Annotated in this window: 17 protein-coding genes; 14 read left to right on the top strand and 3 right to left on the bottom strand. The window is 67.6% G+C overall.

Features of this window, described 5'->3' with window-relative positions:
* The first annotated feature begins 59 nt into the window (after window positions 1-59).
* From rimP to rbfA, 5 genes are read left to right on the top strand one after another with little or no spacing between them, the layout of a single operon-like run.
* Complete coding sequence (gene rimP, locus HLH36_RS01780) at window positions 60-668, top strand: ribosome maturation factor RimP (protein ID WP_182977952.1); 609 nt, start codon at window positions 60-62, stop codon at window positions 666-668.
* An 18-nt stretch (window positions 669-686) separates the two neighbouring features.
* Window positions 687-2,213: a transcription termination factor NusA gene (gene nusA, locus HLH36_RS01775; protein ID WP_182984761.1), complete on the top strand. Its 1,527-nt coding sequence runs from the start codon at window positions 687-689 to the stop codon at window positions 2,211-2,213.
* A 32-nt stretch (window positions 2,214-2,245) separates the two neighbouring features.
* Window positions 2,246-2,887, top strand: coding sequence for an RNA-binding protein (locus tag HLH36_RS01770; protein WP_182984760.1), 642 nt, complete (start codon window positions 2,246-2,248; stop codon window positions 2,885-2,887).
* Between the two features lie 12 nt (window positions 2,888-2,899).
* Entirely contained in the window at window positions 2,900-5,584 is a 2,685-nt protein-coding gene (gene infB, locus HLH36_RS01765; RefSeq protein WP_182984759.1) for a translation initiation factor IF-2, read from the top strand.
* Window positions 5,581-6,018, top strand: a complete 438-nt coding sequence (gene rbfA / locus HLH36_RS01760; protein ID WP_182977714.1) for a 30S ribosome-binding factor RbfA — start codon at window positions 5,581-5,583, stop codon at window positions 6,016-6,018. The genes infB and rbfA overlap by 4 nt, the downstream gene beginning before the upstream one ends.
* A gap of 136 nt (window positions 6,019-6,154) precedes the next feature.
* On the opposite strand, the gene HLH36_RS01755 is transcribed toward rbfA, so the two are convergent.
* Entirely contained in the window at window positions 6,155-7,132 is a 978-nt protein-coding gene (locus HLH36_RS01755) for an MlaD family protein (RefSeq protein ID WP_182984758.1), read from the bottom strand.
* A gap of 156 nt (window positions 7,133-7,288) precedes the next feature.
* On the opposite strand from HLH36_RS01755, the gene truB reads away from it, so the two are divergent.
* From truB to HLH36_RS01735, 4 genes are all read left to right on the top strand, one after another.
* On the top strand, window positions 7,289-8,209 hold the full coding sequence (gene truB, locus HLH36_RS01750) for a tRNA pseudouridine(55) synthase TruB (RefSeq protein WP_182984757.1): 921 nt from the start codon (window positions 7,289-7,291) through the stop codon (window positions 8,207-8,209).
* Window positions 8,210-8,233: 24 nt separating this feature from the next.
* Window positions 8,234-8,503, top strand: a complete 270-nt coding sequence (gene rpsO, locus HLH36_RS01745) for a 30S ribosomal protein S15 (RefSeq protein ID WP_182984756.1) — start codon at window positions 8,234-8,236, stop codon at window positions 8,501-8,503.
* Between the two features lie 314 nt (window positions 8,504-8,817).
* The gene (gene pnp / locus HLH36_RS01740) at window positions 8,818-10,959 is read left to right on the top strand and encodes a polyribonucleotide nucleotidyltransferase (RefSeq protein ID WP_182984755.1); all 2,142 of its coding nucleotides are present in this window, start codon (window positions 8,818-8,820) and stop codon (window positions 10,957-10,959) included.
* 111 nt (window positions 10,960-11,070) lie between these two features.
* On the top strand, window positions 11,071-12,489 hold the full coding sequence (locus tag HLH36_RS01735; protein WP_182984952.1) for an NAD(P)H-dependent flavin oxidoreductase: 1,419 nt from the start codon (window positions 11,071-11,073) through the stop codon (window positions 12,487-12,489).
* A 140-nt stretch (window positions 12,490-12,629) separates the two neighbouring features.
* Here HLH36_RS01735 and rdgB read toward each other — a convergent pair whose 3' ends face one another.
* Complete coding sequence (gene rdgB / locus HLH36_RS01730; protein WP_182984754.1) at window positions 12,630-13,247, bottom strand: RdgB/HAM1 family non-canonical purine NTP pyrophosphatase; 618 nt, start codon at window positions 13,245-13,247, stop codon at window positions 12,630-12,632.
* Window positions 13,244-13,993 carry a ribonuclease PH gene (gene rph / locus HLH36_RS01725; protein WP_182984753.1) on the bottom strand — a complete coding sequence of 250 codons (750 nt, stop codon included), beginning with the start codon at window positions 13,991-13,993 and terminating at the stop codon, window positions 13,244-13,246. The genes rdgB and rph overlap by 4 nt, the downstream gene beginning before the upstream one ends.
* A gap of 243 nt (window positions 13,994-14,236) precedes the next feature.
* Between rph and hrcA the strand changes: the two genes are divergently transcribed.
* The 5 genes from hrcA to HLH36_RS01700 all read left to right on the top strand — a co-directional run bounded on the left by hrcA (window position 14,237) and on the right by HLH36_RS01700 (window position 21,643).
* Window positions 14,237-15,304 carry a heat-inducible transcriptional repressor HrcA gene (gene hrcA / locus HLH36_RS01720; RefSeq protein WP_182984752.1) on the top strand — a complete coding sequence of 356 codons (1,068 nt, stop codon included), beginning with the start codon at window positions 14,237-14,239 and terminating at the stop codon, window positions 15,302-15,304.
* A 142-nt stretch (window positions 15,305-15,446) separates the two neighbouring features.
* On the top strand, window positions 15,447-16,334 hold the full coding sequence (locus HLH36_RS01715) for an aldo/keto reductase (protein WP_182984751.1): 888 nt from the start codon (window positions 15,447-15,449) through the stop codon (window positions 16,332-16,334).
* Between the two features lie 105 nt (window positions 16,335-16,439).
* The gene (locus HLH36_RS01710) at window positions 16,440-19,193 is read left to right on the top strand and encodes a penicillin-binding protein 1A (RefSeq protein ID WP_182984750.1); all 2,754 of its coding nucleotides are present in this window, start codon (window positions 16,440-16,442) and stop codon (window positions 19,191-19,193) included.
* 70 nt (window positions 19,194-19,263) lie between these two features.
* Window positions 19,264-20,395 (top strand): peptide chain release factor 2 gene (prfB, locus tag HLH36_RS01705; RefSeq protein WP_182984749.1). Its coding sequence is split into 2 segments (ribosomal slippage): window positions 19,264-19,332 and window positions 19,334-20,395, totalling 1,131 coding nucleotides; the frame shifts between segments, so codons are not numbered across the junction.
* Between the two features lie 588 nt (window positions 20,396-20,983).
* A complete protein-coding gene (locus HLH36_RS01700) occupies window positions 20,984-21,643 on the top strand; it encodes an energy transducer TonB (protein WP_182984748.1) in 660 nt (219 codons plus the stop codon).
* Window positions 21,644-21,721: the final 78 nt, after the last annotated feature.

Genomic DNA, 21,721 nt, shown 5'->3' with positions numbered 1-21,721 from the left:
GCGGCATGCGTTATCGCCTATATCAGCTGCATTCCTTCATCTTCCGCTTTTCTTGGGGGGTGGCCTTGCCGGCCGCCTTTTTTGTTTTGGACGCAGACCTGCCCTACCTCACTGGCCTGGACGCCAAGGTGGCCGCCCTCGTGGCGCCCGTTCTGGCCGATATGGGATTCGAACTGGTCCGTGTGGCGATCCTGGGCCGGGAGAGCCCGACGGTGCAGATCATGGCCGACCGTGCCGATGGCAGCCTGATCGCGATCGAGGATTGCGAACAGATCAGCCACGCGGTGGGCGCGGTGCTGGATATCGAGGACCCGCTGCCGGGCGCCTGGACGCTGGAAGTCTCGTCGGCCGGCATCGACCGCCCGCTGACGCGGGCGAAGGACTGGAACCGGTTCGCCGGGCATCTGGCGAAGGCCGAGGTGAATATCCCGATCGATGGCCGCAAGCGCTTTTCGGGCATCCTGCTGGGTGCCGCGGACGGGGTCGGGCGGCTGCGGCTGGAAGATGGAACCGAAGTGGCGCTGCCGCTGTCGGATATGCGTCGCGCGCGACTGGTTCTGACCGATGAACTGATCGCCGCCAGCGCTCATATGATGGGGGTCTCCGACGACGGAGACCCGGAAACCCCTGTCCCGCCCGGCGAGAAGCCGGCGCGGAAGACTCATTAAGACGTCCTGGAGGTTCTGATGGATACGTCCGTTTCCCGTCCCGAGCTGCTGCTGGTGGCGGATGCCGTCGCGCGCGAGAAGGCGATCGACCGGGAGGAAGTCCTGGAGGCGATGGAGCAGGCCATCCAGAAGGCCGGGCGTGCCAAATATGGGCATGAGAAGGATATTCGCGCGACCATCGACCGCAAGACCGGCGATGTCCGCCTGTCCCGCTGGACCGAGGCCGTCGAGGTGGTGGAGAATGAGGAAACGCAGATTCCGCTCCACATCGCCCGCAAGTTCAAGCCCGAGATCCAGTTGGGCGAGCATCTGGTCGACCCGCTGCCGCCGATCGATTTCGGCCGTATCGCGGCGCAGACGGCCAAGCAGGTGATCGTGCAGCGCGTGCGCGAATATGAGCGCAAGCGCCAGTACGAGGAATTCAAGGACCGCGTGGGCGAGATCGTGAACGGCACGGTCAAGCGCACGGAATACGGCAACCTGATGGTCGAGATCGGCAGTTCGGAGGCGCTGCTGCGCCGTGACGAGCTGATCCCGCGCGAGAGCTTCCGCAATTCCGACCGCGTGCGCGCCTATATCTATGACGTGCGCGACGAGCCGCGCGGGCCGCAGATCTTCCTGTCGCGCACCCATCCGGCCTTCCTGGCCAAGCTGTTCGCCCAGGAAGTGCCCGAAATCTATGATGGCATCATCGAGATCAAGGCCGTGGCCCGCGATCCGGGGTCGCGCGCCAAGATGGCGGTGATCTCGCGCGATGCCTCGATCGATCCGGTCGGCGCCTGCGTGGGTATGCGCGGATCGCGCGTGCAGGCCGTGGTGCAGGAACTGCAGGGCGAGAAGATCGACATCATCCCCTGGAGCCCCCAGGCGGCGACCTTCGTGGTCAACGCCCTGGCGCCGGCGGAAGTCACCAAGGTGGTGATGGACGAGGAAGCCGGACGCGTCGAGGTGGTGGTGCCGGACGAGCAGCTCAGCCTGGCGATCGGCCGGCGCGGGCAGAATGTCCGCCTGGCCAGCCAACTGACGCGCTGGGATATCGACATCCTGACCGAGGCCGAGGAATCGGAACGCCGCCAGGAGGAATTCCGCCGCCGCAGCGGCCTGTTCGTCGAGGCGCTGGACGTGGACGACGTCATCGCCGGCCTTCTGGTGACGGAAGGCTTCCATTCGATCGAGGAACTGGCCTATGCCGATCCCGACGAGCTGGCCGGGATCGAGGGTTTCGACGAGGATGTGGCCAGCGAGCTGGTCCGTCGCGCCGAGGGCTTCCTGGCGCGCCGCGAGGACGAGCTGGACGAGAAGCGCCGTGGGCTTGGCGTGTCGGACGACATCGCGGTCCTGGGCGTGTTTTCCAACCAGATGCTGGTGACGCTGGGTGAAAAGGGTGTGAAGACCCTGGACGACCTGGCCGACCTGGCCGGCGACGAGCTGGTCGAGTTCCTGGGTGGCGACGTCATCGACGAGGAAGCGGCGAACGAGATTATCATGGCGGCGCGTGCCCACTGGTTCGAGGGTGAGCAGCCGGCCGACGCGCCGGAGGCCTGAGCCACGGCGTGTCGGAGCAGGCGAGGCGGGATATGACGGCGGACGCCGAACACGAGCCGGACGATGACGAGCGGGGGCCGCTCCGCCGCTGCATCGTCACGCGGGAGCGTGCGGCGCCTGAGACGATGCTGCGTTTCGTGGTCTCGCCGGACCGCGTTGTGACACCCGATCTTTCCGCGCGTCTGCCCGGACGGGGAATCTGGTTGAGCGCGCGGCGGGATGTGCTAGAAACGGCGCGGACACGGGGGGCGTTCTCACGCGCCGCCCGCGGTCAGGTCGTTGTTCCGCCCGACCTGGATACGATCCTGGAAGCCGGCCTGGTGCGCCGGATGCTGGAGACGGTGGGACTCGCACGACGGGCCGGTCAGGTGACATACGGTTTCGTCAAGGTGCGGGAATGGATAGAGGGCGGTCGCGCCGGTCTGGTGATACAGGCCGAGGATGGCAGCCCTGACGAGAGGACGAGGTTATTGTCCGGCGCACGGGATCTGCCGATAGCGGTTGTTCCTACGGCGGCGGGTCTGGGGGCGGCATTTGGCCGTGACCATGTCGTGCATGCGGCGATGTCGCGTGGCGAACTGGCACGGCGCGTCCGCATTGATAGTGAACGTTTTGCGGGGCTGTCCGGCAGGGCGGTTCCGGGTTCGTCGGACCAATCCGGCGAACTTGGGTGAACAGGCGGGTACATGAGCGAAGGCAACGATCAGGATCAGGGTAAGGGACGCTTGTCCCTGCGGCCGGCGGGCCGGAGGGAGGTCGGACGGACGGTTGACGCCGGTTCCGTGCGGCAGAGTTTCAGCCATGGTCGTTCGAAGGTGGTGCAGGTCGAGGTGCGCAAGAAGCGCGGCCCCGGTCCCGCCCCTGCGGGCAGCGGTTCCGGTTCGTCCGGTGGCGGCCGGGCTGGCGGGCGCGGTGGCAATGGCGGCCGCGCGCTGACCGCCGCCGAACTGGCCACCCGCCAGCGCGTACTCGAGGAGCAGCGGGCGGAAGCCGTTCGCCGCGAGCAGGAGCGGCGCGAGCAGGAAAAGATCATGATCCTGTCCGCCGCCGAGGAAGCGCGGCGGCGCGAGGAAGAGGCCCGGCGCGCAGCCGAGGAAGAAGCCCGCGAGCAGGAGGAGGCGGCCCGCGCCCGCGCCGAGCAGGCCGCGCACCCGGCCCCCGAGCCGGCGGAAGCCCCGACGGCGGCCGGTCCCGTGGTCTCGGCCGTGCCGATCCCCGGCGAGGTCACGCTGGCCCCGCCGATGGAGCGCCTGCGCCCGCTGGCCGAGCGCGCCATCATGCCGGCCCGTCCGGTCACGCCCACCCGTCCGGCCCCGCAGGCCGCGACGCCGGCCCAGCCGCAGGGCGAGACCCTGCGCCTGCGCACCGGGCGTGGTACCGACACGGAAGAAGAACGCCGTGCCCCGCGTCGCCCCGGCGTCGTGCCCAGCCGCAAGCCGAGCGGCGCGCCGGCGAAGAAGGGTGGTGACAACCGCCGGTCCGGCCGCATCGACGTTCAGGCGGCGATCGAGGGTGACGACGACAAGACGCGTTCGCTGGCCTCGGTCCGGCGCCAGCGCGAGCGTGAGCGCCGGCAGGCGGAGCTGGAGCGCCTGCGCTCCGACCAGGTCCGCGTGGTGCGCGACGTGGTGCTGCCCGAGACGATCACGGTCCAGGAACTGGCGAACCGCATGGCGGCCCGCCAGGGCGAAGTCATCAAGGCCCTGATGAAGATGGGCGTGATGGCGACCGTGACCCAGTCGCTGGATGCCGATACGGCCGAGCTGGTCATTCAGGAATTCGGCCATCGCGTCCGCCGCGTGGCCGACAGCGACGTCGAAATCGGCATCGAAGGTATCGAGGATACGCCGGAAGACCTGCTGCCGCGTCCGCCCGTCGTGACGGTCATGGGGCATGTCGACCACGGCAAGACCTCGCTGCTGGATGCTCTGCGCACCACCGACGTGGCCGCGGCCGAAGCCGGTGGCATCACCCAGCATATCGGCGCCTATCAGGTGACGCTGCCTTCGGGCGCCAAGATCACCTTCATCGACACGCCGGGCCATGAGGCGTTCACCGCCATGCGTGCCCGTGGTGCCTCGGTGACCGACGTGGTGGTGCTGGTCGTGGCGGCGGATGACGGGGTCATGCCGCAGACGATCGAGGCGATCCGCCATGCCAAGGCGGCGAATGCGCCGATCGTGGTTGCGATCAACAAGTGCGACAAGCCGGGCGCCAACCCCGATCGCGTGCGTCAGGAACTGCTGTCGCATGAGATCGTGGTCGAATCGATGGGCGGCGACACCCAGGATGTCGAGGTCTCGGCGCTGAAGCGCACCGGGCTGGACAAGCTGGAGGAAGCCATCCTGCTGCAGGCGGAAATCCTGGACCTGCGCGCCAACCCGGACCGGGTGGCCGAAGGCTCGGTGATCGAAAGCCGGCTGGATCGCGGTCGTGGTCCGGTGGCGACGATCCTGGTGCAGAAGGGCACGCTGCGGCGTGGCGACATCGTGGTGGCCGGTGCCGAATGGGGCCGTGTCCGTGCGATGCTGGACGACCGCAACCGCCAGATCCAGGAAGCGCTGCCTTCGACCCCGGTCGAGATCCTGGGCATTGCCGGCGTGCCGGGTGCCGGCGAGCCGTTCGTGGTGGTGGAGAACGAGAACCGCGCCCGCGAGATCTCGGAATTCCGCCAGCGCGTGATCAAGGACCGCATGGCCGCCGGCCAGACGGCCGCGCGCGGCACGCTGGACCAGATGCTGGCGCGTATCCAGGCCGGCGCCCAGAAGGAAGTCGCCGTGCTGATCAAGGCCGACGTCCAGGGTTCGGCCGAGGCGCTGCAGACCACGGTGCTCAAGCTGGAGCATGAAGAGGTCAAGGTGCGGGTGCTGACGGCCGGTGTCGGCCAGATCACCGAAAGCGACGTGCAACTGGCCAAGGCGTCGGACGCGGTGATCATCGCCTTCAACGTCCGTGCCACGACGCAGGCGCGGGAACTGGCGCAGCGCGAAGGGGTCGATATCCGCTACTATTCGATCATCTATCAGGTCGCGGACGACGTCGAACAACTGGTCAAGGGCAAGGTTGCGCCCAAGCACCGCGAGAAGTTCCTGGGTTATGCCGAGATCCGCAAGGTGTTCGACATTACCAAGGTGGGCAAGGTTGCCGGTTGCTACGTCACCGAGGGCGTGGTCAAGCGTGGGTGCGGTGTGCGCCTGCTGCGCGACAACGTCGTCATCCACGAGGGCGATCTCAGCCAGCTCAAGCGCTTCAAGGACGATGTCAAGGAAGTGGCGCGCGGGTATGAATGCGGCCTGTCCTTCGCCGGCTACAACGACCTGCGTGAAGGCGACGTGGTCGAGTGCTACGAAATGGAACTGGTTCCCGCATGAGCCGCAACCCATCACGTGGGAAGGTGAATACGGCTGGGCCGGCGGGGAAACTCGCCGGTCTTGCCGCTTCCGGCCCCAGCCAGCGCCAGTTGCGCGTGGGTGAGGAAGTGCGCCGCGTGCTGGCCGACCTGTTTGCCCGCACGGAATTCCGCGACCCGGAACTGGTCGATGCCCGCATCACCGTGACCGAAGTGCGGTTGTCGCCTGACCTGAAGCACGCCACGGCCTTTGTGGCGCGGCTGGGGCGTAGCGATGTCGACGCGCTGATGCCGGCGCTGCGGCGGGTGGCGCCGTTCCTGCGGTCGCGCATGTCTGGCAATCTGCGGCTGCGAGTGGTGCCGGAAATCCATTTCCAGCCCGATACGGCGCTGGATTATGCGATGGAAGTCAGTGCGCTGCTGAGCCAGCCCGACGTGGCGCGGGATCTGGATTGAGAGAAGCTCTCTTCTTTTTCTGAAGAAAAAGAAGCAAAAAGACTTTTGATCGGTTCAGGGGCATCGTGTGTTCCCGGCACAAAACTCCTGAACGAATCAGAGTTTTTTGGTTCTTTTTTTCAAAAAAGAACGAAGATTATTGCGTCCCCAGCAACAGCACCCCCGGCGCCTGTCGGATCTCATGCGCCGCGTCATGCAGCGCGGCGCCGCCGGCCGCGATATCGCGCCGCGTGGCCTCCAGGTCGATTTTCAGCGCAGCGTCGGGTGTGCGCAGGTCGGAGCGGAGCTGCCGGGCGGCTGCCATGGCCGTTTCGCTGTCGCGGGTGAGGGCGTGGATGTCCGCGCCGCGATCATGGATCTGCTGGTGGGCCGTGGCCCGGCCCTGCGCGATTGCGGTGCGGGTGGCGTGCCAGGCGCTTTCAGTCTTTTGCCGGGCAGTTTTCGCCGTGGCCGAGGCCGTCCGGAGGGCTGATGCGGTGGCCGTCAGGCTGGTACGGACGGGCGGCAGGCTGGCATCCAGAGCCTGTGCTATTTTTTGGCTTTGCTGCATGGCCTGTCGCCATTCCGCCGCCATCTTGTGGATCGGCAGAGTGGTCAGGGTGCGGCGCAGGATCGCCAGCCGGGATTCGTGGGCCGGGATTTCCACCAGGTTCGACAGGCCGGGATGCGGCTGCGGGACACGGCCGGGGACGATATCCAGATCGATGCCGATGCGGCCGGTGACCAGGCTGGCGGTATGGAGTTCGGCCTGCAACCCGTCACGCACCAGCCGGGCCAGGGGCCGGCGGGGCGACGAGGCGTCTGTGCCGGCCATCATATGAATCCGTTCGGGCTGGATGCGGATAATGACGGGGATCAGTGCGCGGCCCTGCTGCGGATCGGCGTCGAGGGCGACCTGCTCGACCCGGCCCAGCATCACGCCGCGAAATGTGACGACCGCGCCGGGGTGCAGGCCGCCCACCGGATGGTCGAACACGATCATGGCCCGTTCGGTGCGCGCCAGCAGGCCGAACTGGCCGAACGAGCCCAGGAAGGCGCAGCCCAGCGCGATCCCGCCGGCGACGAAGAGCAGGATGGCCGCCCATCGGGCTGTCTGGCCCGGATGCATGCTCATCGGCCGCGGGGACGAAGAAGGGTGATCATCGGCTTTTATTCGGGCCTCTGCGGCCTGATGAGAAAGCAGGCATCGCACAATCCGGCATTGCTCCTCATTCAGGGCTCGTCTACACGCACGCCTCTTCCAGGATTCTGATCAAGAAGGTTTTGCCCCATGCGACGCAAGCGCGGACGTCCGATCGATGGCTGGCTGGTCATCGACAAGCCGACGGGGATGACATCGACCGATGTCGTCAACCGGGTGAAGCGTCTGTTCGATGCCGCCAAGGCGGGGCATGGCGGTACGCTGGACCCGCTGGCGACCGGGCTGCTGCCCATCGCCTTCGGCGCGGCCACCAAGACGGTGCCCTACATCATGGACGGGACCAAGCGCTACCAGTTCACCCTGCGCCTGGGCGAGGCAAGGGACACGGACGATGCCGACGGCGTGGTGACCGAGACCTCGCCGGTTCGTCCCTCGGACGATGATTTCCGCCGTGCATTGCCGGCCTTTCGGGGCGACATCATGCAGGTGCCGCCCGTCTATTCCGCGATCAAGGTGGCGGGCGAACGGGCCTATGACATGGCGCGCGACGGCCGCCCGCCCGAGCTGCCGCCCCGGCCGGCGCGGATCGACCGGTTCGAACTGGTCGCACGGCCTGATGAGGACACCGCGATTTTCGAGGTGGAATCCGGCAAGGGCGTCTATATGCGCTCGCTCGCGCGCGATATCGCCAGGGCCTGCGGCACGGTCGGCCATGTGGCCGCCCTGCGCCGCCTGCGGGTTGGCCCTTTTGCCGAGGAAGACGCGATTCCACTGGACAAACTGGCGCCAAACGACGACAACGCGCCTGCCTCACCGGATCTGCTTCTTCCGGTCGCGACCGCGCTGGCCGACATCCCGGCGCTGGCCTTGACCCACGAGGAAGCAGAGTCCCTTTCGCACGGGCAGGCGATCAGCCTGCTGGGGCTGATGGGACGCATTCCGGACGCCGCCGATCCCGAGCAGGGGATCGTCCGGGGGATGGACGGGGGGCGCGTGATCGGGCTGTGCCGGCTGGAAGATGGCTGGCTGCGCCCGGACCGCATGCTTTAACCGAATCTGAATGTGGAGAACCCGATGTCGATTACTGCTGAACGCCGCACGGCGCTGATTGGCGAATACCAGACCGCCGCCCAGGACACCGGCTCGCCGGAAGTCCAGGTCGCTCTGCTGAGCGAGCGGATCACGAACCTGACCGAGCACCTGAAGACCCATGCGAAGGATTTCCATTCGCGTCGCGGCCTGCTGGTGATGGTCGGCAAGCGCCGTGGCCTGCTGGACTATCTGAAGCGCAAGGACGAGGCCCGCTATCAGGCCCTGATCGGCCGCCTGGGTCTGCGCCGCTGAGATGACACGCGACCCGGTCCGCTGCCGCGCGATGCGTGGCAACGGACCGGGTCGCGTTGGTGCGTTCCGCCGACGGGATGGCGTGGCCACCCCGTTGTCGCGGGGCCGCCATTGCCCGACGCCCAATCCTGGGCCGGGTCACACGCTGCCCCCATGTCGGTGGAGACATCCGGACCGGGTCGCAGCGTTTCAGGCCACATGGTGTTCTGGCGGGCCACCGTCATCGCTCCATGCCGTCCGAGACGCTGTCCTTCATCCCCTTGTCCGGACCCCTCCCATCCGTTCGGGGCGGCTTTCGGACAGGGAGTGTCTGAATGTTCAATTACTACCGCAAAGAGATCGAGTGGGGCGGCCGCACGCTGGTGCTGGAGACGGGCAAGATCGCCCGCCAGGCCGATGGCGCCGTGGTCGTGACCTATGGCGACACGGTCGTGCTCTGCACCGCCGTCGGTGCCCGCAGCGTCAAGCCGGGCCAGGATTTCTTCCCGCTGACGGTCAACTACCAGGAAAAGGCCTATGCGGCCGGCAAGATCCCGGGCGGCTTCTTCAAGCGTGAAGGGCGCCCGTCGGAGATCGAGGTCCTGAATTCGCGCCTGATCGACCGTCCGATCCGTCCGCTGTTCCCGGAATCCTTCCGCAACGAGGTTCAGGTCGTCGCGACCGTGCTGAGCCATGATCTGGAGAACGATCCGTCGATCGTGGCCCTGATCGGCTGCTCGGCGGCGCTGACCCTGTCGGGCATTCCGTTCTTCGGCCCGGTCGCGGCCTGCCGCGTCGGCTATGAGAACGGCGCCTATGTGCTGAACCCGACCCTGGCGGAGCTGAAGACCAGCGCGCTGGACCTGGTGGTCGCCGGCACGTCGGAAGGCGTGCTGATGGTCGAGTCCGAGGCGGGCGAGCTGAGCGAAGAGGTGATGCTGGGCGCCGTGACCTTCGGTCATGAATCGTTCCAGCCGGTCATCGACGCCATCATCGCGCTGGCCGAGCATGCCGCGAAGGCGCCGTGGGACCTGGCCGAGCCGTCGGCCGAGGAGCTGGCGCTGCGCAAGCGGGTCGACGAGCTGGGCCGCGCCGCGATCGCCGAGGCGTATCAGGAGCGCGTGAAGCAGGCGCGTTACAAGAAGGTCGGCGCGGCGAAGGACGCCGTGCTGGCGGCGCTGACGGAAGAAGGCCTGGACGCCAATGCGGCCAAGCCGATCCTGAAGGACCTGGAAGCCGACGTGGTGCGCAGCGCGGTGCTGGATACCGGCCTGCGCATCGACGGCCGCGACCTGAAGACGGTGCGCCCGATCGTGTCGGAAGTCGGCATCCTGCCGCGTGCCCATGGCTCGGCCCTGTTCACCCGTGGCGAGACCCAGGCCCTGGTGGTCGCCACCCTGGGCACCGCCCAGGACGAGCAGGTGATCGACGCGCTGGAAGGCGAGTACCGCACCAACTTCATGCTGCACTACAACTTCCCTCCCTACTCGGTGGGTGAGTGCGGCCGCATGGGCTCGCCCGGCCGTCGCGAGATCGGCCATGGCAAGCTGGCCTGGCGCGCGGTGCATCCGCTGCTGCCCGGCAAGGACACCTTCCCGTACACCATGCGTGTGGTGTCCGAGATCACCGAGAGCAACGGTTCGTCCTCGATGGCGACCGTGTGCGGCACCTCGCTGGCGCTGATGGATGCGGGCGTGCCGCTGAAGCGGCCGGTGGCGGGTATTGCCATGGGCCTGATCAAGGAAGATCGCGGCTTCGCCGTGCTGTCCGACATCCTGGGTGACGAAGACCATCTCGGCGACATGGACTTCAAGGTGGCGGGCACCGAGCAGGGCGTCACCGCGCTGCAGATGGACATCAAGATCACGTCCATCACGCCGGAGATCATGAAGATCGCCCTGGGCCAGGCGCGCGACGGTCGCCTGCATATCCTGGGTGAGATGTCCAAGGCCCTGACCGAGGGGCGCAGCGACGTGTCCTCGACGGCGCCGAAGATCACCACCATCACCGTGCCCAAGGAAAAGATCCGCGATGTGATCGGCCAGGGCGGTAAAGTGATCCGTGAGATCGTTGAATATTCGGGTGCCAAGATCGACATCAACGATGACGGCACGATCATGATCGCGGCGTCGGCCGAAGAGCAGGCCAACAAGGCGATCGAGCGTATCCGCGGCATCGTGGCCGAGCCCGAGGTGGGCGCGATCTACACCGGCAAGGTGGTCAAGACCGCCGATTTCGGTGCGTTCGTGAACTTCCTGGGCGCGCGCGACGGTCTGGTCCATATCTCGGAACTGTCGCAGGGCCGGGTTGCCAAGACCACGGACGTCGTCAACCAGGGCGATGTGGTCAAGGTGAAGGTCCTGGGCTTCGACGATCGCGGCAAGGTCAAGCTGTCGATGCGCGTCGTCGATCAGGAGACCGGCGCCGACATCACCGAGAATGTCGGAGCCAAGCCCGCTCGGCCGCCGGCGCGCTGAAGCCGGTCGGCGGTGGGGCAGCCTGCTCCACCGCCGCGGCCCCGCGGGGTGCGGGGCACGTATGGACGAGACGCCGGTCCGTTGGGACCGCGCGAGGACGATAGGGTAGTGATGAAGGCGATCAATGCGATCCGCATGGGCGGGGTGGATGTCCTGCCGCTGATCGAAGGTGGAAAGGGCGTGTCGGTTTCGACCGGCATATCGTCCGGACATTGGGCGGCGGCGGGTGGCGCCGGCACGGTGTCGATCGTCAATGCCGATTCCTATGACGCCGAGGGACGACGCGTCCCGCAGGTCTATCATGGCCGCAACCGGCGCGAACGGCAGCAGGAACTGATTGCCTATGCCATCAATGGCGGCATCGCGCAGGCGAAGATCGCGCATGATCTGGCCGGTGGGCGCGGACGTATCCACGCCAATATCCTGTGGGAGATGGGCGGCGCCGAGGACGTCATTACCGGGGTGCTGGAAGGTGCGCCGGGGCTGATCCATGGCCTGACCTGCGGCGCGGGCATGCCCTATCGCCTGTCGGAGATCGCGGCGCGGTTCGGCATCCATTATTATCCCATCGTCTCGTCCGCCCGGGCCTTCAGCGCCCTGTGGAAGCGGTCGTTCCACAAGAACCCCGACGGGCTGGGCGGGGTGGTGTACGAAGACCCGTGGCGGGCCGGCGGGCATAACGGCCTGTCGAACACCGAAAATCCGCTCAACCCCGAGGACCCGTTCCCCCGCGTGCTGGCGCTGCGCCAGACGATGCGCGGCTTCGGCCTGCACGAGACGCCGATCATCATGGCCGGCGGCGTGTGGTGCCTGGAGGAATGGGAAGACTGGATCGACAATCCCGAACTCGGGCCGATCGCCTTCCAGTTCGGCACCCGGCCGCTGCTGACGCAGGAAAGCCCGATCCCCGATGCGTGGAAGCGCAGGCTGCTGACCCTGAAGAAGGGCGATGTCTTCCTGAACCGCTTCTCGCCGACCGGATTCTATTCCTCGGCGGTGAACAATCCGTTCCTGCTGGAACTCCAGGCGCGGTCCGAGCGCCAGGTTGCCTATTCCACCGAACCGGTGGGCGAGCATACGGCGTCCTATGGCGTGGGTGCGCGTGGCCGGCTGGTCTTCATGACCGAAGCCGACCGCGAGCATGTCCTTCTGTGGGAGCGCGAGGGCTATACCGAGGCCATGCGCACCCCGGATTCCACCCTGATCTTCGTCGCACCCGAGAAGGCGCGGGAGATCCTGGCCGACCAGGTGGCGTGCATGGGCTGCCTGTCGGAATGCCGCTTCTCGAACTGGAGCCAACGGGGGCCGGACTATTCCAACGGTCACAAGGCCGATCCGCGCTCGTTCTGCATCCAGAAGACGCTGCAGGCCATTGCCCATGCCGGCCCTGAGGGCGCGGACGCGGTGATGGACAATAACCTGATGTTCGGCGGCACGAATGCGTGGCGCTTCGGCACCGACCCGTTCTACGCCAACGGGTTCGTGCCGACGGTCGGCCAGTTGGTCGATTGCATCCTGACCGGACGCTGACACGGCGCATTGCCGGAACGGGCCCCATCGGGGCCCGTTCGCGTTTCAGGCGACCAATTATGATAATCTGCTGATAACGAACGGGTTTCCAAAGGGCGCTGCCCTTTGGTGGGTCAAGGGCAACGCCCTTTTCCCCTGCCTCATCCGGGAGGGAGGCAGGCGGTGCGGAAGGCGGCGAAGGCGCGGGCGCGGTGGCTGATGGCGTTCTTCTCGGCTTCCGGCATCTCGGCGAAGGTTCGGGTCTCGCCGTCCGGCGTGAAGATCGGGTCGTAGCCGTGGCCGTGGGCACCACGGGGCGGCCAGGCGATCTGCCCGTCGATCCGGCCTTCGAACATGCGGACGGTGCCGTCGGGCCAGGCCAGGCACAGGACGGAGATGAACCAGGCCGATCGGTCCTCGTCCGTGCCGATGCCTTCGTGGATGCGGGCCATGGCGCCGGGGAAATCCTTGTCGGGGCCGGCCCAGCGGGCGGAATAGATCCCCGGCGCGCCACCCAGGGCGGCGACGCACAGGCCGGAATCGTCGGCCAGTGCCGGCAGGCCGCTGGCCTGCGCCGCCGCCACGGCCTTCAGCGCCGCGTTGCCGGTAAAGCTGTCGGCGGTTTCCTCGGGCTCGGGCAGGCCAAGCTGGCCGGCCGAGACGATGGTGATGCCATACCCGTTCAGCAGGGCGTCGAATTCCGCGAGCTTGCCCTTGTTGTGGCTGGCCAGGACCAGCCGTTCGCCACCGGCCAGGCGGCGTGCCTCCGCCCCGCTCACGATGCGTCGCTCCGCGCGGCCAGCGCGGCATCCACCGCCGCGCGCTGGACGGCGAACAGATGCTGCGTGCCGTCCTGCGCCAGGCGCAGCAGGGCCTCGAACTGCGCCTGCGAGAAGGGGGCCTGCTCGGCCGTGCCCTGGATCTCGACGATGCCGCCGGCCTCGGTCAGGACGAAATTGGCGTCGGCGGCGGCCGCGCTATCCTCGTCATAATCAAGGTCCAGCACGGCCCCGGCCCCGGTCAGGCCGCAGGAGATCGCGGCGACCTGCGCCGTCAGCGGCACGCGGGCCAGGACGCGGTTGCGCACCAGCTTTTCCAGCGCCAGCCGCAGGGCGACCCAGGCGCCGGTGATCGAGGCGCAGCGGGTGCCGCCATCGGCATTCAGCACATCGCAATCGACGGTGATCGAGATTTCGCCCAGCGCGCTCAGGTCGGTCACGGCGCGCAGCGAGCGGCCGATCAGGCGCTGGATTTCCTGCGTGCGGCCCGACTGCTTGCCCTTTGCGGCCTCGCGCGCGCCGCGCGCGTGGGTGGCGCGGGGCAGCATGCCGTATTCCGCCGTCACCCAGCCCTTGCCCTGGCCGCGCAGGAAGGGCGGCACGCGCGGTTCGACGCTGGCGGCGCACAGTATCTCGGTCCCGCCCATGCGGATCAGGGCCGATCCCTCGGCGTGGCGGGCGAAGCCCGTTTCGATGGAGACGGGGCGCAGCGCGTCGGGAGCGCGGCCCGAGGGGCGGGTGGTCATGGGCAAACGATACTCCGCATCGACAGGTATTCCGGGGCGGGCCGCCGAAAAGGCGGGCATAGCCCGAGCCGGGGGATAATGGCCAGCCCGAGGCTTGTCATCGCCTGCCGGTGCCTCCAGATTCCGGTGCAGCGGTTGCCCGCGCGCCACCTGTTCAGGCGGCATCGAAACTTTGGCGGCAACCTCGTATAATGCTCAATTCATCCGGTATTTCCGGCTGCGAACGTGGAGGCTTCAAGCAGGATGAATCCCGGCACGCTGTCTTCCCGTCCGGCCCTGCCGCCGGGGCTGGATGCCCGTTCGGCGGCGATCCTGCGCGAGATCGTCGAACAATATGTCGAGACCGGCGAGCCGGTCGGCTCGCGCACCCTGTCGCGGCGCCTGCCGCTGCCGCTCTCGCCCGCCACCATCCGCAATGTGATGGCGGACCTGACCGAGGCCGGTCTGCTGTTCTCGCCCCACGCGTCGGCGGGCCGGCTGCCGACGGAAAAGGGGGTGCGGCTGTTCGTCGACGGCCTGCTGCAGTTCGGCAGCCTGAGCGAGGATGAGCGCGAGACCATCACCAACTCGCTGGAGATGCGCGGGCGTTCGTTGCAGGACACGCTGGCCGAGGCGTCGTCGATGCTGTCGGGCCTGTCCTCGGCCGCCGGGCTGGTGCTGGCCCCCAAGAGCGACGGGGCGGTGAAGCATATCGAATTCGTGGCCCTGGGCCCCCGGCGCGCCCTGGTGATCCTGGTGGGCGCGGACGGGCAGGTGGAAAATAGGGTGATCGAGACCCCGATCGGCCTGCCGCCCTCGGCGCTGGTCGAGGCGGGGAACTACCTCAACGCCCAGTTGGCGGGCCGTTCGCTGGAGGATCTGCGCGCGCATGTCAGCGCGGATATGAGTGCCAATCGCAGCGAGCTGCACCATCTGACGGCCGAGATCGTGGCCAGCGGGCTGGCGACGTGGAGCGATGTGGACCGTGGCGGCACGCTGTTCGTGCGCGGCCAGGCGCGCCTGCTGGCCGATGTGACGGAGATCGAGCGCCTGTCCACCATCCAGATGCTGTTCGAGCGGCTGGAAACGCAGGAGACGATGCTGCGCCTGCTGGAACTGGCCCAGGAATCGGATGGTGTACGGATTTTCATCGGGGCCGAAAGCGGCCTGTTCGGCCTGTCCGGCACCTCGGTGGTGGTGGCGCCGGCGCGGACCGAGAGCAATCGCATCGTGGGTGCGATCGGCGTGATCGGCCCCACGCGGCTCAATTACGGGCGTATCATACCGGTGGTGGACTACACGGCGCGGGTTATCGGCAGAATGCTCGGCTGAATCTCCGCCCGGACACGCGCGCTGGTGGCGATCCGGCGCGGGCGTGAAAGGCCGGACTGCCTTGGTGCCGCCATCTTCCTGCCCTAGCTGCCGGGACGGTGCGTTCGTCTCCGCCCGGCGCGCATGTTCGAGGAGAGCCTTCATGCCCCGTCCCGATGCACGCCAGGCCGGCACGTTCCTGATCGGTGGCGACCTGCCGGTCGTGCGCCTGGGGTTCGGCGCCATGCGCATTACCGGGCGCGGAATATGGGGCGACCCGCCCGACCGCGAGCGTGCGCTGGAAACCCTGCGCCGCGCGGTGGCCTGCGGGGTTACCCTGATCGACACTGCCGACGCCTACGGCCCTTATGTCAGCGAGGATCTGATCCGCGCGGCCCTGCACCCCTATGCCGGGCTGCATATCGCGACCAAGGGCGGCCACACCCGCCATGGACCGGACATCTGGCGCCCGGTGGGCAATCCGAACTATCTGCGCCAGTGCGTGCTGATGAGCATGCGCCGCCTGGGCGTGGAGCGGATCGATCTGTGGCAGCTGCATCGCGTGGGGCCGGACTGCCCGCCGGAGGTGCAGTTCGAGGTCATCGCCGCGATGCGCGCGGAAGGGTTGATCCGTCATGTCGGCCTGTCCGAAGTGTCGGTGGAGATGATCGAGCGGGCCCAGCGCTTCTTCCCGGTCGTGACGGTGCAGAACCGCTATAATCTGGTCAACCGCGCGTCCGAGGACGTGCTGGATTATTGCGCCGCGCGCGGGATCGGCTTCATTCCCTGGGCGCCGCTGGCGGCGGGCTCGCTGGCGCGGGAAGGCGGCGTGCTGGATCGGACGGCGCGCGATATGGGGGCCACGCCGGGACAGGTGGCGCTGGCCTGGCTGCTGCGCCGCGCCCCGGTGATGCTGCCGATCCCCGGCACCGGCAGCCCCGCGCATGTCGAAGAGAATGTGGCCGCCGCCGGACTGGCACTGGACGATGCGACCTTCACCCGGCTGGAGCAGGAGGGGCGCGCGGAATGGCGCCGTCAGGCGGATGGTTGACGCCCCTGCCCGGGGGGCGACGCCGCGGCCCGAGAATGCTAGGAGAGGCGTCCTTGCCCGTCATGACGGATCTCGTTCCCTTGCCCCTCGCCCATTGGACCCTGGATGATTTTTCGTAACGGATCAGGCCGTGACGGCCGGCTGCTTGTCACCTCGCGCGTCGGGGGCGATGTCGTCGAAGGCGCGGCCTCGGGCCAGCCCCGGCGTGGCTTCGGCCTGACCGGGCCGGGTGGCGGCCCGCGCCGGCCGCGCTTCCGGCTGATCCGCCGCCTGCTGGGTGGGGGGGCGGCCGTGGTGCTGCTGGTGACGCTGGCGGGCGGGCTGGTGGCCTGGACGAAATACGAGCAACTGGTGGCCGACCTGCCGACGGTGGACGGGCTGCGCACCTATCAGCCGCCGGTCATGAGCCGCCTCTATTCCGGCGATGACAAGGTGATGGCGGAGCTGGCGGCTGAACGGCGCATCTTCGTGCCCTATTCGGCCATTCCGGCACGGGTGAAGAATGCCGTCATCGCGGCCGAGGACCAGAAATTCTATACCCATGGCGGCGTCGATCCGTTCGCGATCATCCGCGCGGGACTGAGCGACCTGACCGTGCATCGGGGCCACCGCCCGATGGGGGCCTCGACGATCACCCAGCAGGTGGCGCGCATCATGCTGCTGGGATCGAAGCAGACCCTGTCGCTGGAACGCAAGGCGAAGGAAGCCCTGCTGGCGATCCGGATCGAGCAGACGCTGCCCAAGGAGAAGATCCTCGAGATCTACCTGAACGAGATCTATCTCGGCGCGGGTGCCTATGGCGTGGGGGCCGCGGCCCAGACCTATTTCAACAAGCCGCTGGACCAGGTGGACGATGCCGAGGCCGCGTTCCTGGGCGCGCTGCCGAAATCGCCCACCAACTACAACCCCTATCGCTTCCCCGAGGCCGCCAAGGGCCGACGCGACTGGGTGCTGCAACGCATGGCCGAGATCGGCGCCATTTCCGATAGCGAGGCCCGCGCCGCGCAGAACGAGCCGCTGGTGCCGCAATCCTTCACCCGCCCGGGTCCGGTCCCCGGTTCGGAATGGTTCGGCGAGGAGGTGCGTCGCCAGCTGATCGAGCGATACGGGCAGGACACCACCATGCAGGGTGGCCTTCTGGTCCATACCAGCATGGACCCGCATCTGCAGCAGATCGCCACCGCGGCGGTGCGTGACGGGCTGATGGCCTATGACCATGATCATGGCGGCTGGCGCGGGCCGGTGGGGCATCTGGACGGTGTGGCGAACGCCGGCCAGTGGGTCCCCGCCCTGGCCGCTGCGGCGCGGCCGCCCGGCATGCTGGACTCCTGGCGCCTTGGGGTCCTGCTGTCGCCGTCGACGGGCGAAATCGGCTGGCTGGAAGGGCCGGCGGCGCGTGCCGAACCGCGCACCGGCCGGTTGCTGGGGCGCGACATGGCCTGGATGCGCCGCATGCGGGCCCCGCACGCGGGCGACCTGCTGATGGTCGAGCCGCAGGCCGAGGGCGGCGGGGTCGCGCTGCGCCAGGTGCCGAAGGTCGAAGGCGCGCTGGTGACGATGGACGTGCGGACGGGCCGGGTGCTGGCGATGGTGGGCGGCTGGTCGTTCGGCCAGTCGCAGTTCAACCGCGCCACCCAGGCGCTGCGCCAGCCCGGATCGTCCTTCAAGCCGTTCGTCTATCTGACGGCGATGGAGCAGGGGATTTCGCCGTCGCAGAAATTCGACGATTCCCCGGTCTCGTACGGCACATGGCACCCGAACAATTACGAGAAGGATTTCTGGGGCCCCACCACCCTGCATGACGCGCTGCGGGAATCGCGCAACCTGGTGACCATTCGCCTGGCGGCCCATATCGGCATGAAAGCGGTGGCGAACATGGCCACGTCGCTGCAACTGGTCGATGCCATGCCCCATGTCCTGCCCGCCGCCCTGGGCGCGGTGGAGACGACCGTGCTGCGCGAGGCCGGGGCCTATGCCACCATCGCGGCGGGCGGGCGGCTGGTGACGCCGACCCTGATCGACAATGTGCAGGACCGCGACGGCCATGTGCTGTGGCAGCCGCCGGGCCTGGGCTTGCAGGCGGCGGCCACGCCCGGTCCCGCCACGCCCGCATCTGGCGCCCCCGCGTCTGCCGTTGCGGCGCCGCAATCGGCCTCCGCGGGTGGCCAGACGCCGGCATTGGCACAGGCGGCGATGGCGGCGGCGACGGCCGCGCCGGCCGATGGGCCGGTGCTGGTCGATACGCGGCCGCAGGTGGCCTCGCCGGCCAGCGCGTTCCAGATCGTGACGATGATGCGCGACGTGATCCTGCGCGGCACCGGGACCCGGGCGGGGCAGGGGATCGACCGCCCCATCGCCGGCAAGACGGGCACCAGCCAGAATTTCAACGATGCGTGGTTCGCCGGTTTCTCGCCCGATATCGTGACGATCGTCTGGATCGGGTTCGACACGCCGCAGACCCTGGGCAAGAACGAGACCGGCGGCACGATCGCCGGCCCGATCTGGAACCGGGTGATGAAGGCAGTGCTGGCCGACCGGCCGAAGCTGGATTTCCCCGTGCCGCAGGGGGTGACGCTGACGCGTTACGATACCGGGATGGGCATGGCGATGGACGCCTTCAAGCCCGACCAGGTGCCGGGCATCAGTGCCGACCTGAACGCCACCGCGACCGGCGCGCTGACCGCCGAGGATACCGGCGCCGAGACGATGCCGGATTCCGAGAGCGACATGGCGGCATCGCCCTCCGCCGCGCCGGCAGGCGGCCCCGCGACCGGCCCAGGCGCCGTGCCGGGCCAGCCCGTGCCGTCGGCCGCCGCCCCGGCCGCCGGGGGTGACATCGGCATGGGCGGCCTGTATTGACCCCGTTTGCATTTCCTGTCGGGCAGGCCGCCGGTCGGCTGCCCCTCTTGACCGATGGAGTTCCTGTTCCATGTCCGCCGAGACCGAGGCTCTCAACGACCAGATCAAGCAGTCGGTGGCACTGCTGAGGAGGCATCTTTGACTGGGATGTCGCACTTGGCCGCCTGGCCGAACTGAACAACCGGGCGGAGGACCCGGATCTGTGGAACGATCCGGATGCCGCCCAGAAGCTGATGCGCGAGCGCACCCTCCTGGCCGGGCAGGTCGAAGGGGTGCAGCGGCTGGAAGCCGATGTCCGCGATACGCTGGATCTGATCGAACTGGCCGAGATGGAAGGCGACGAGGCCGTCCTGAAGGACGCCACGCGGATGCTGCGCGACCTGGCCGACGAGGCCAAGCGCCGCGAGACCGAGAGCCTGCTGTCCGGCGAGGCCGACAGCAATGACTGCTACATGGAAGTCAATGCCGGCGCGGGCGGTACCGAGGCCCAGGACTGGGCCGAGATGCTGCTGCGCATGTACACGCGCTGGGCCGAACAGCATGGCTACAAGGTCACGCTGATGGAAAGCTCGGAGGGCGAGCAGGCGGGGCTGAAATCGGCGACGATCCAGGTGTCCGGTCCCAATGCCTATGGCTGGCTGAAGACCGAGGCCGGCGTGCATCGGCTGGTGCGGATTTCGCCCTTCGACGCCGCCGCGCGGCGGCAGACCTCGTTCGCCTCGGTGTGGGTCTATCCGGTGGTCGATGATTCGATCGAGATCGAGATCAACGAAGCCGACCTGAAGGTCGATACGTTCCGTGCCTCGGGCGCGGGCGGACAGCACGTCAACAAGACGGAATCCGCGATTCGGATCACCCATATTCCCACCGGCATCATCGTGGCCTGCCAGACCGACCGGTCGCAGCACCGCAACCGGGCCACGGCAATGACGATGCTGAAGGCCCGCATGTACGAGCAGGAACTGCAGCGGCGCGAAGCCGCCGCAGCCCAGACCGAGGCGGCGAAGACCGATATCGGCTGGGGGCACCAGATCCGTTCCTACGTGCTGGCGCCCTACCAGTTGGTGAAGGACCTGCGGACCAATGTCGAGCGGGGCAATCCCGGCGCCGTGCTGGATGGCGACCTGGACGATTTCATGGCGGCGGCCCTGGCCGCCCGGGTGGGAGCCACCCGGTCCGAGGCCAGCGCCTCCGCACAGTGATCGCGGGTTATCCCCGGCGGCAGGAAAGGGTGGCTTCGGCCGCCCTTTTTTTTGGTCGTCTCCATGGGGCGGTTCGGTGCCGCGCGATGGATTCGAACCTGGTCCCGGCCTCCTGCGTTGAGGCTTCGTCAGCGCGGTGAACGAGGCCGCGTGGCGCCGGTCGGGTATCGTGTCGGATTCGCAACGGAATCGGACTCGGCGCGAAAAATGGCAGAAAAATGGGCACGATCTAAAAAATCGCCAGTTTTTGGCCGTTTATGACAGGTTGTTAATATGGCCATTTTTTGGGCCACTGATGACAAATTACTCGTTTCAAATTCGATAAATATCTTGCTTGACATCGGATGGGCGCAATAGCCCAATTCGACGGCTTGGCGGCATTTCGATGTCTGTCCGGTCAGGTCGGAACGCAGGGGATGCACGATCCCGATGTAGTCTGTTGCGCCCTTCCGCACGTGTCCGTGGTTCGCGCCACGGCATGGCCCGGGTTTGCCCGGGTGGAGGGTCGGACGCTGCGCAGTGGTCCTGATTTGTTGTGGTTTTGAGTGCCGAAACCGGCGTGGACGAGAGGGTTAAGGAGGTTTCGACATGAACTACGCAGAACAACAACGCAGTCCGACGAAACATATCATCGGCATAACTGTCGTTGTTCTCCTGCACGTGGTTCTGATCTGGGCGTTGATGAACGGGCTCGGGGCGAAGATCGTCCAGGAGCTGCATCCGCCCATCCAGACCAAGATTATTACGGAGCCAAAGCCGCCGCCGCCGCCGCCACCACCGCCGCCGCCGCCGGTGATGACGCAGCCGCCGCCGCCGTACATTCCGCCGCCGAAGATCCAGATTCAGCCGCCGCCGCAGCAGGTGATCAAGCAGGTGACGCATACGCCACCGCCGAAGCCTGTGCCGCCTTCGCCGCCTGTGCCGCCGTCGGCGCAGAACGCGCCGGTCGGGCCGCCGGTTCCGGATCATCTGGCGGGTGCGCGTCCGGTCAACAACGTCAAGCTCGAATATCCCGAGGAAATGCTCGAGGAGAATCGGGAAGGCCGCGTGACCGTGGTGTGCGACGTGGAGCCGGACGGGTCGACCAGCAACTGCGCCGTGACGAGCGTGCAGGGTGGGCAGGCTTTCTCCCAGGCCGCGTTGGATTACGTCCGCCGCGCCCGGTATCAGCCGGCGGTGAAGAATGGCGTGCCCATCAAGGAGTTCCGCCATCCGTATACGATTACCTTCAGGCTCAGCAACGACTGAGGGTCACCTAACGACCGGGGCCGGCCGGATGTAGGTCCGGCGGCTCCGGGGTTCCGGTAAACGGGCCATTTACCACAG

It is taken from the genome of Gluconacetobacter aggeris (assembly GCF_014174395.1).
Lineage (GTDB): Bacteria > Pseudomonadota > Alphaproteobacteria > Acetobacterales > Acetobacteraceae > Gluconacetobacter > Gluconacetobacter aggeris.
Note: the sequence above shows the minus strand (reverse complement) of the source record. Positions and strands in the feature narration are given on the sequence as shown.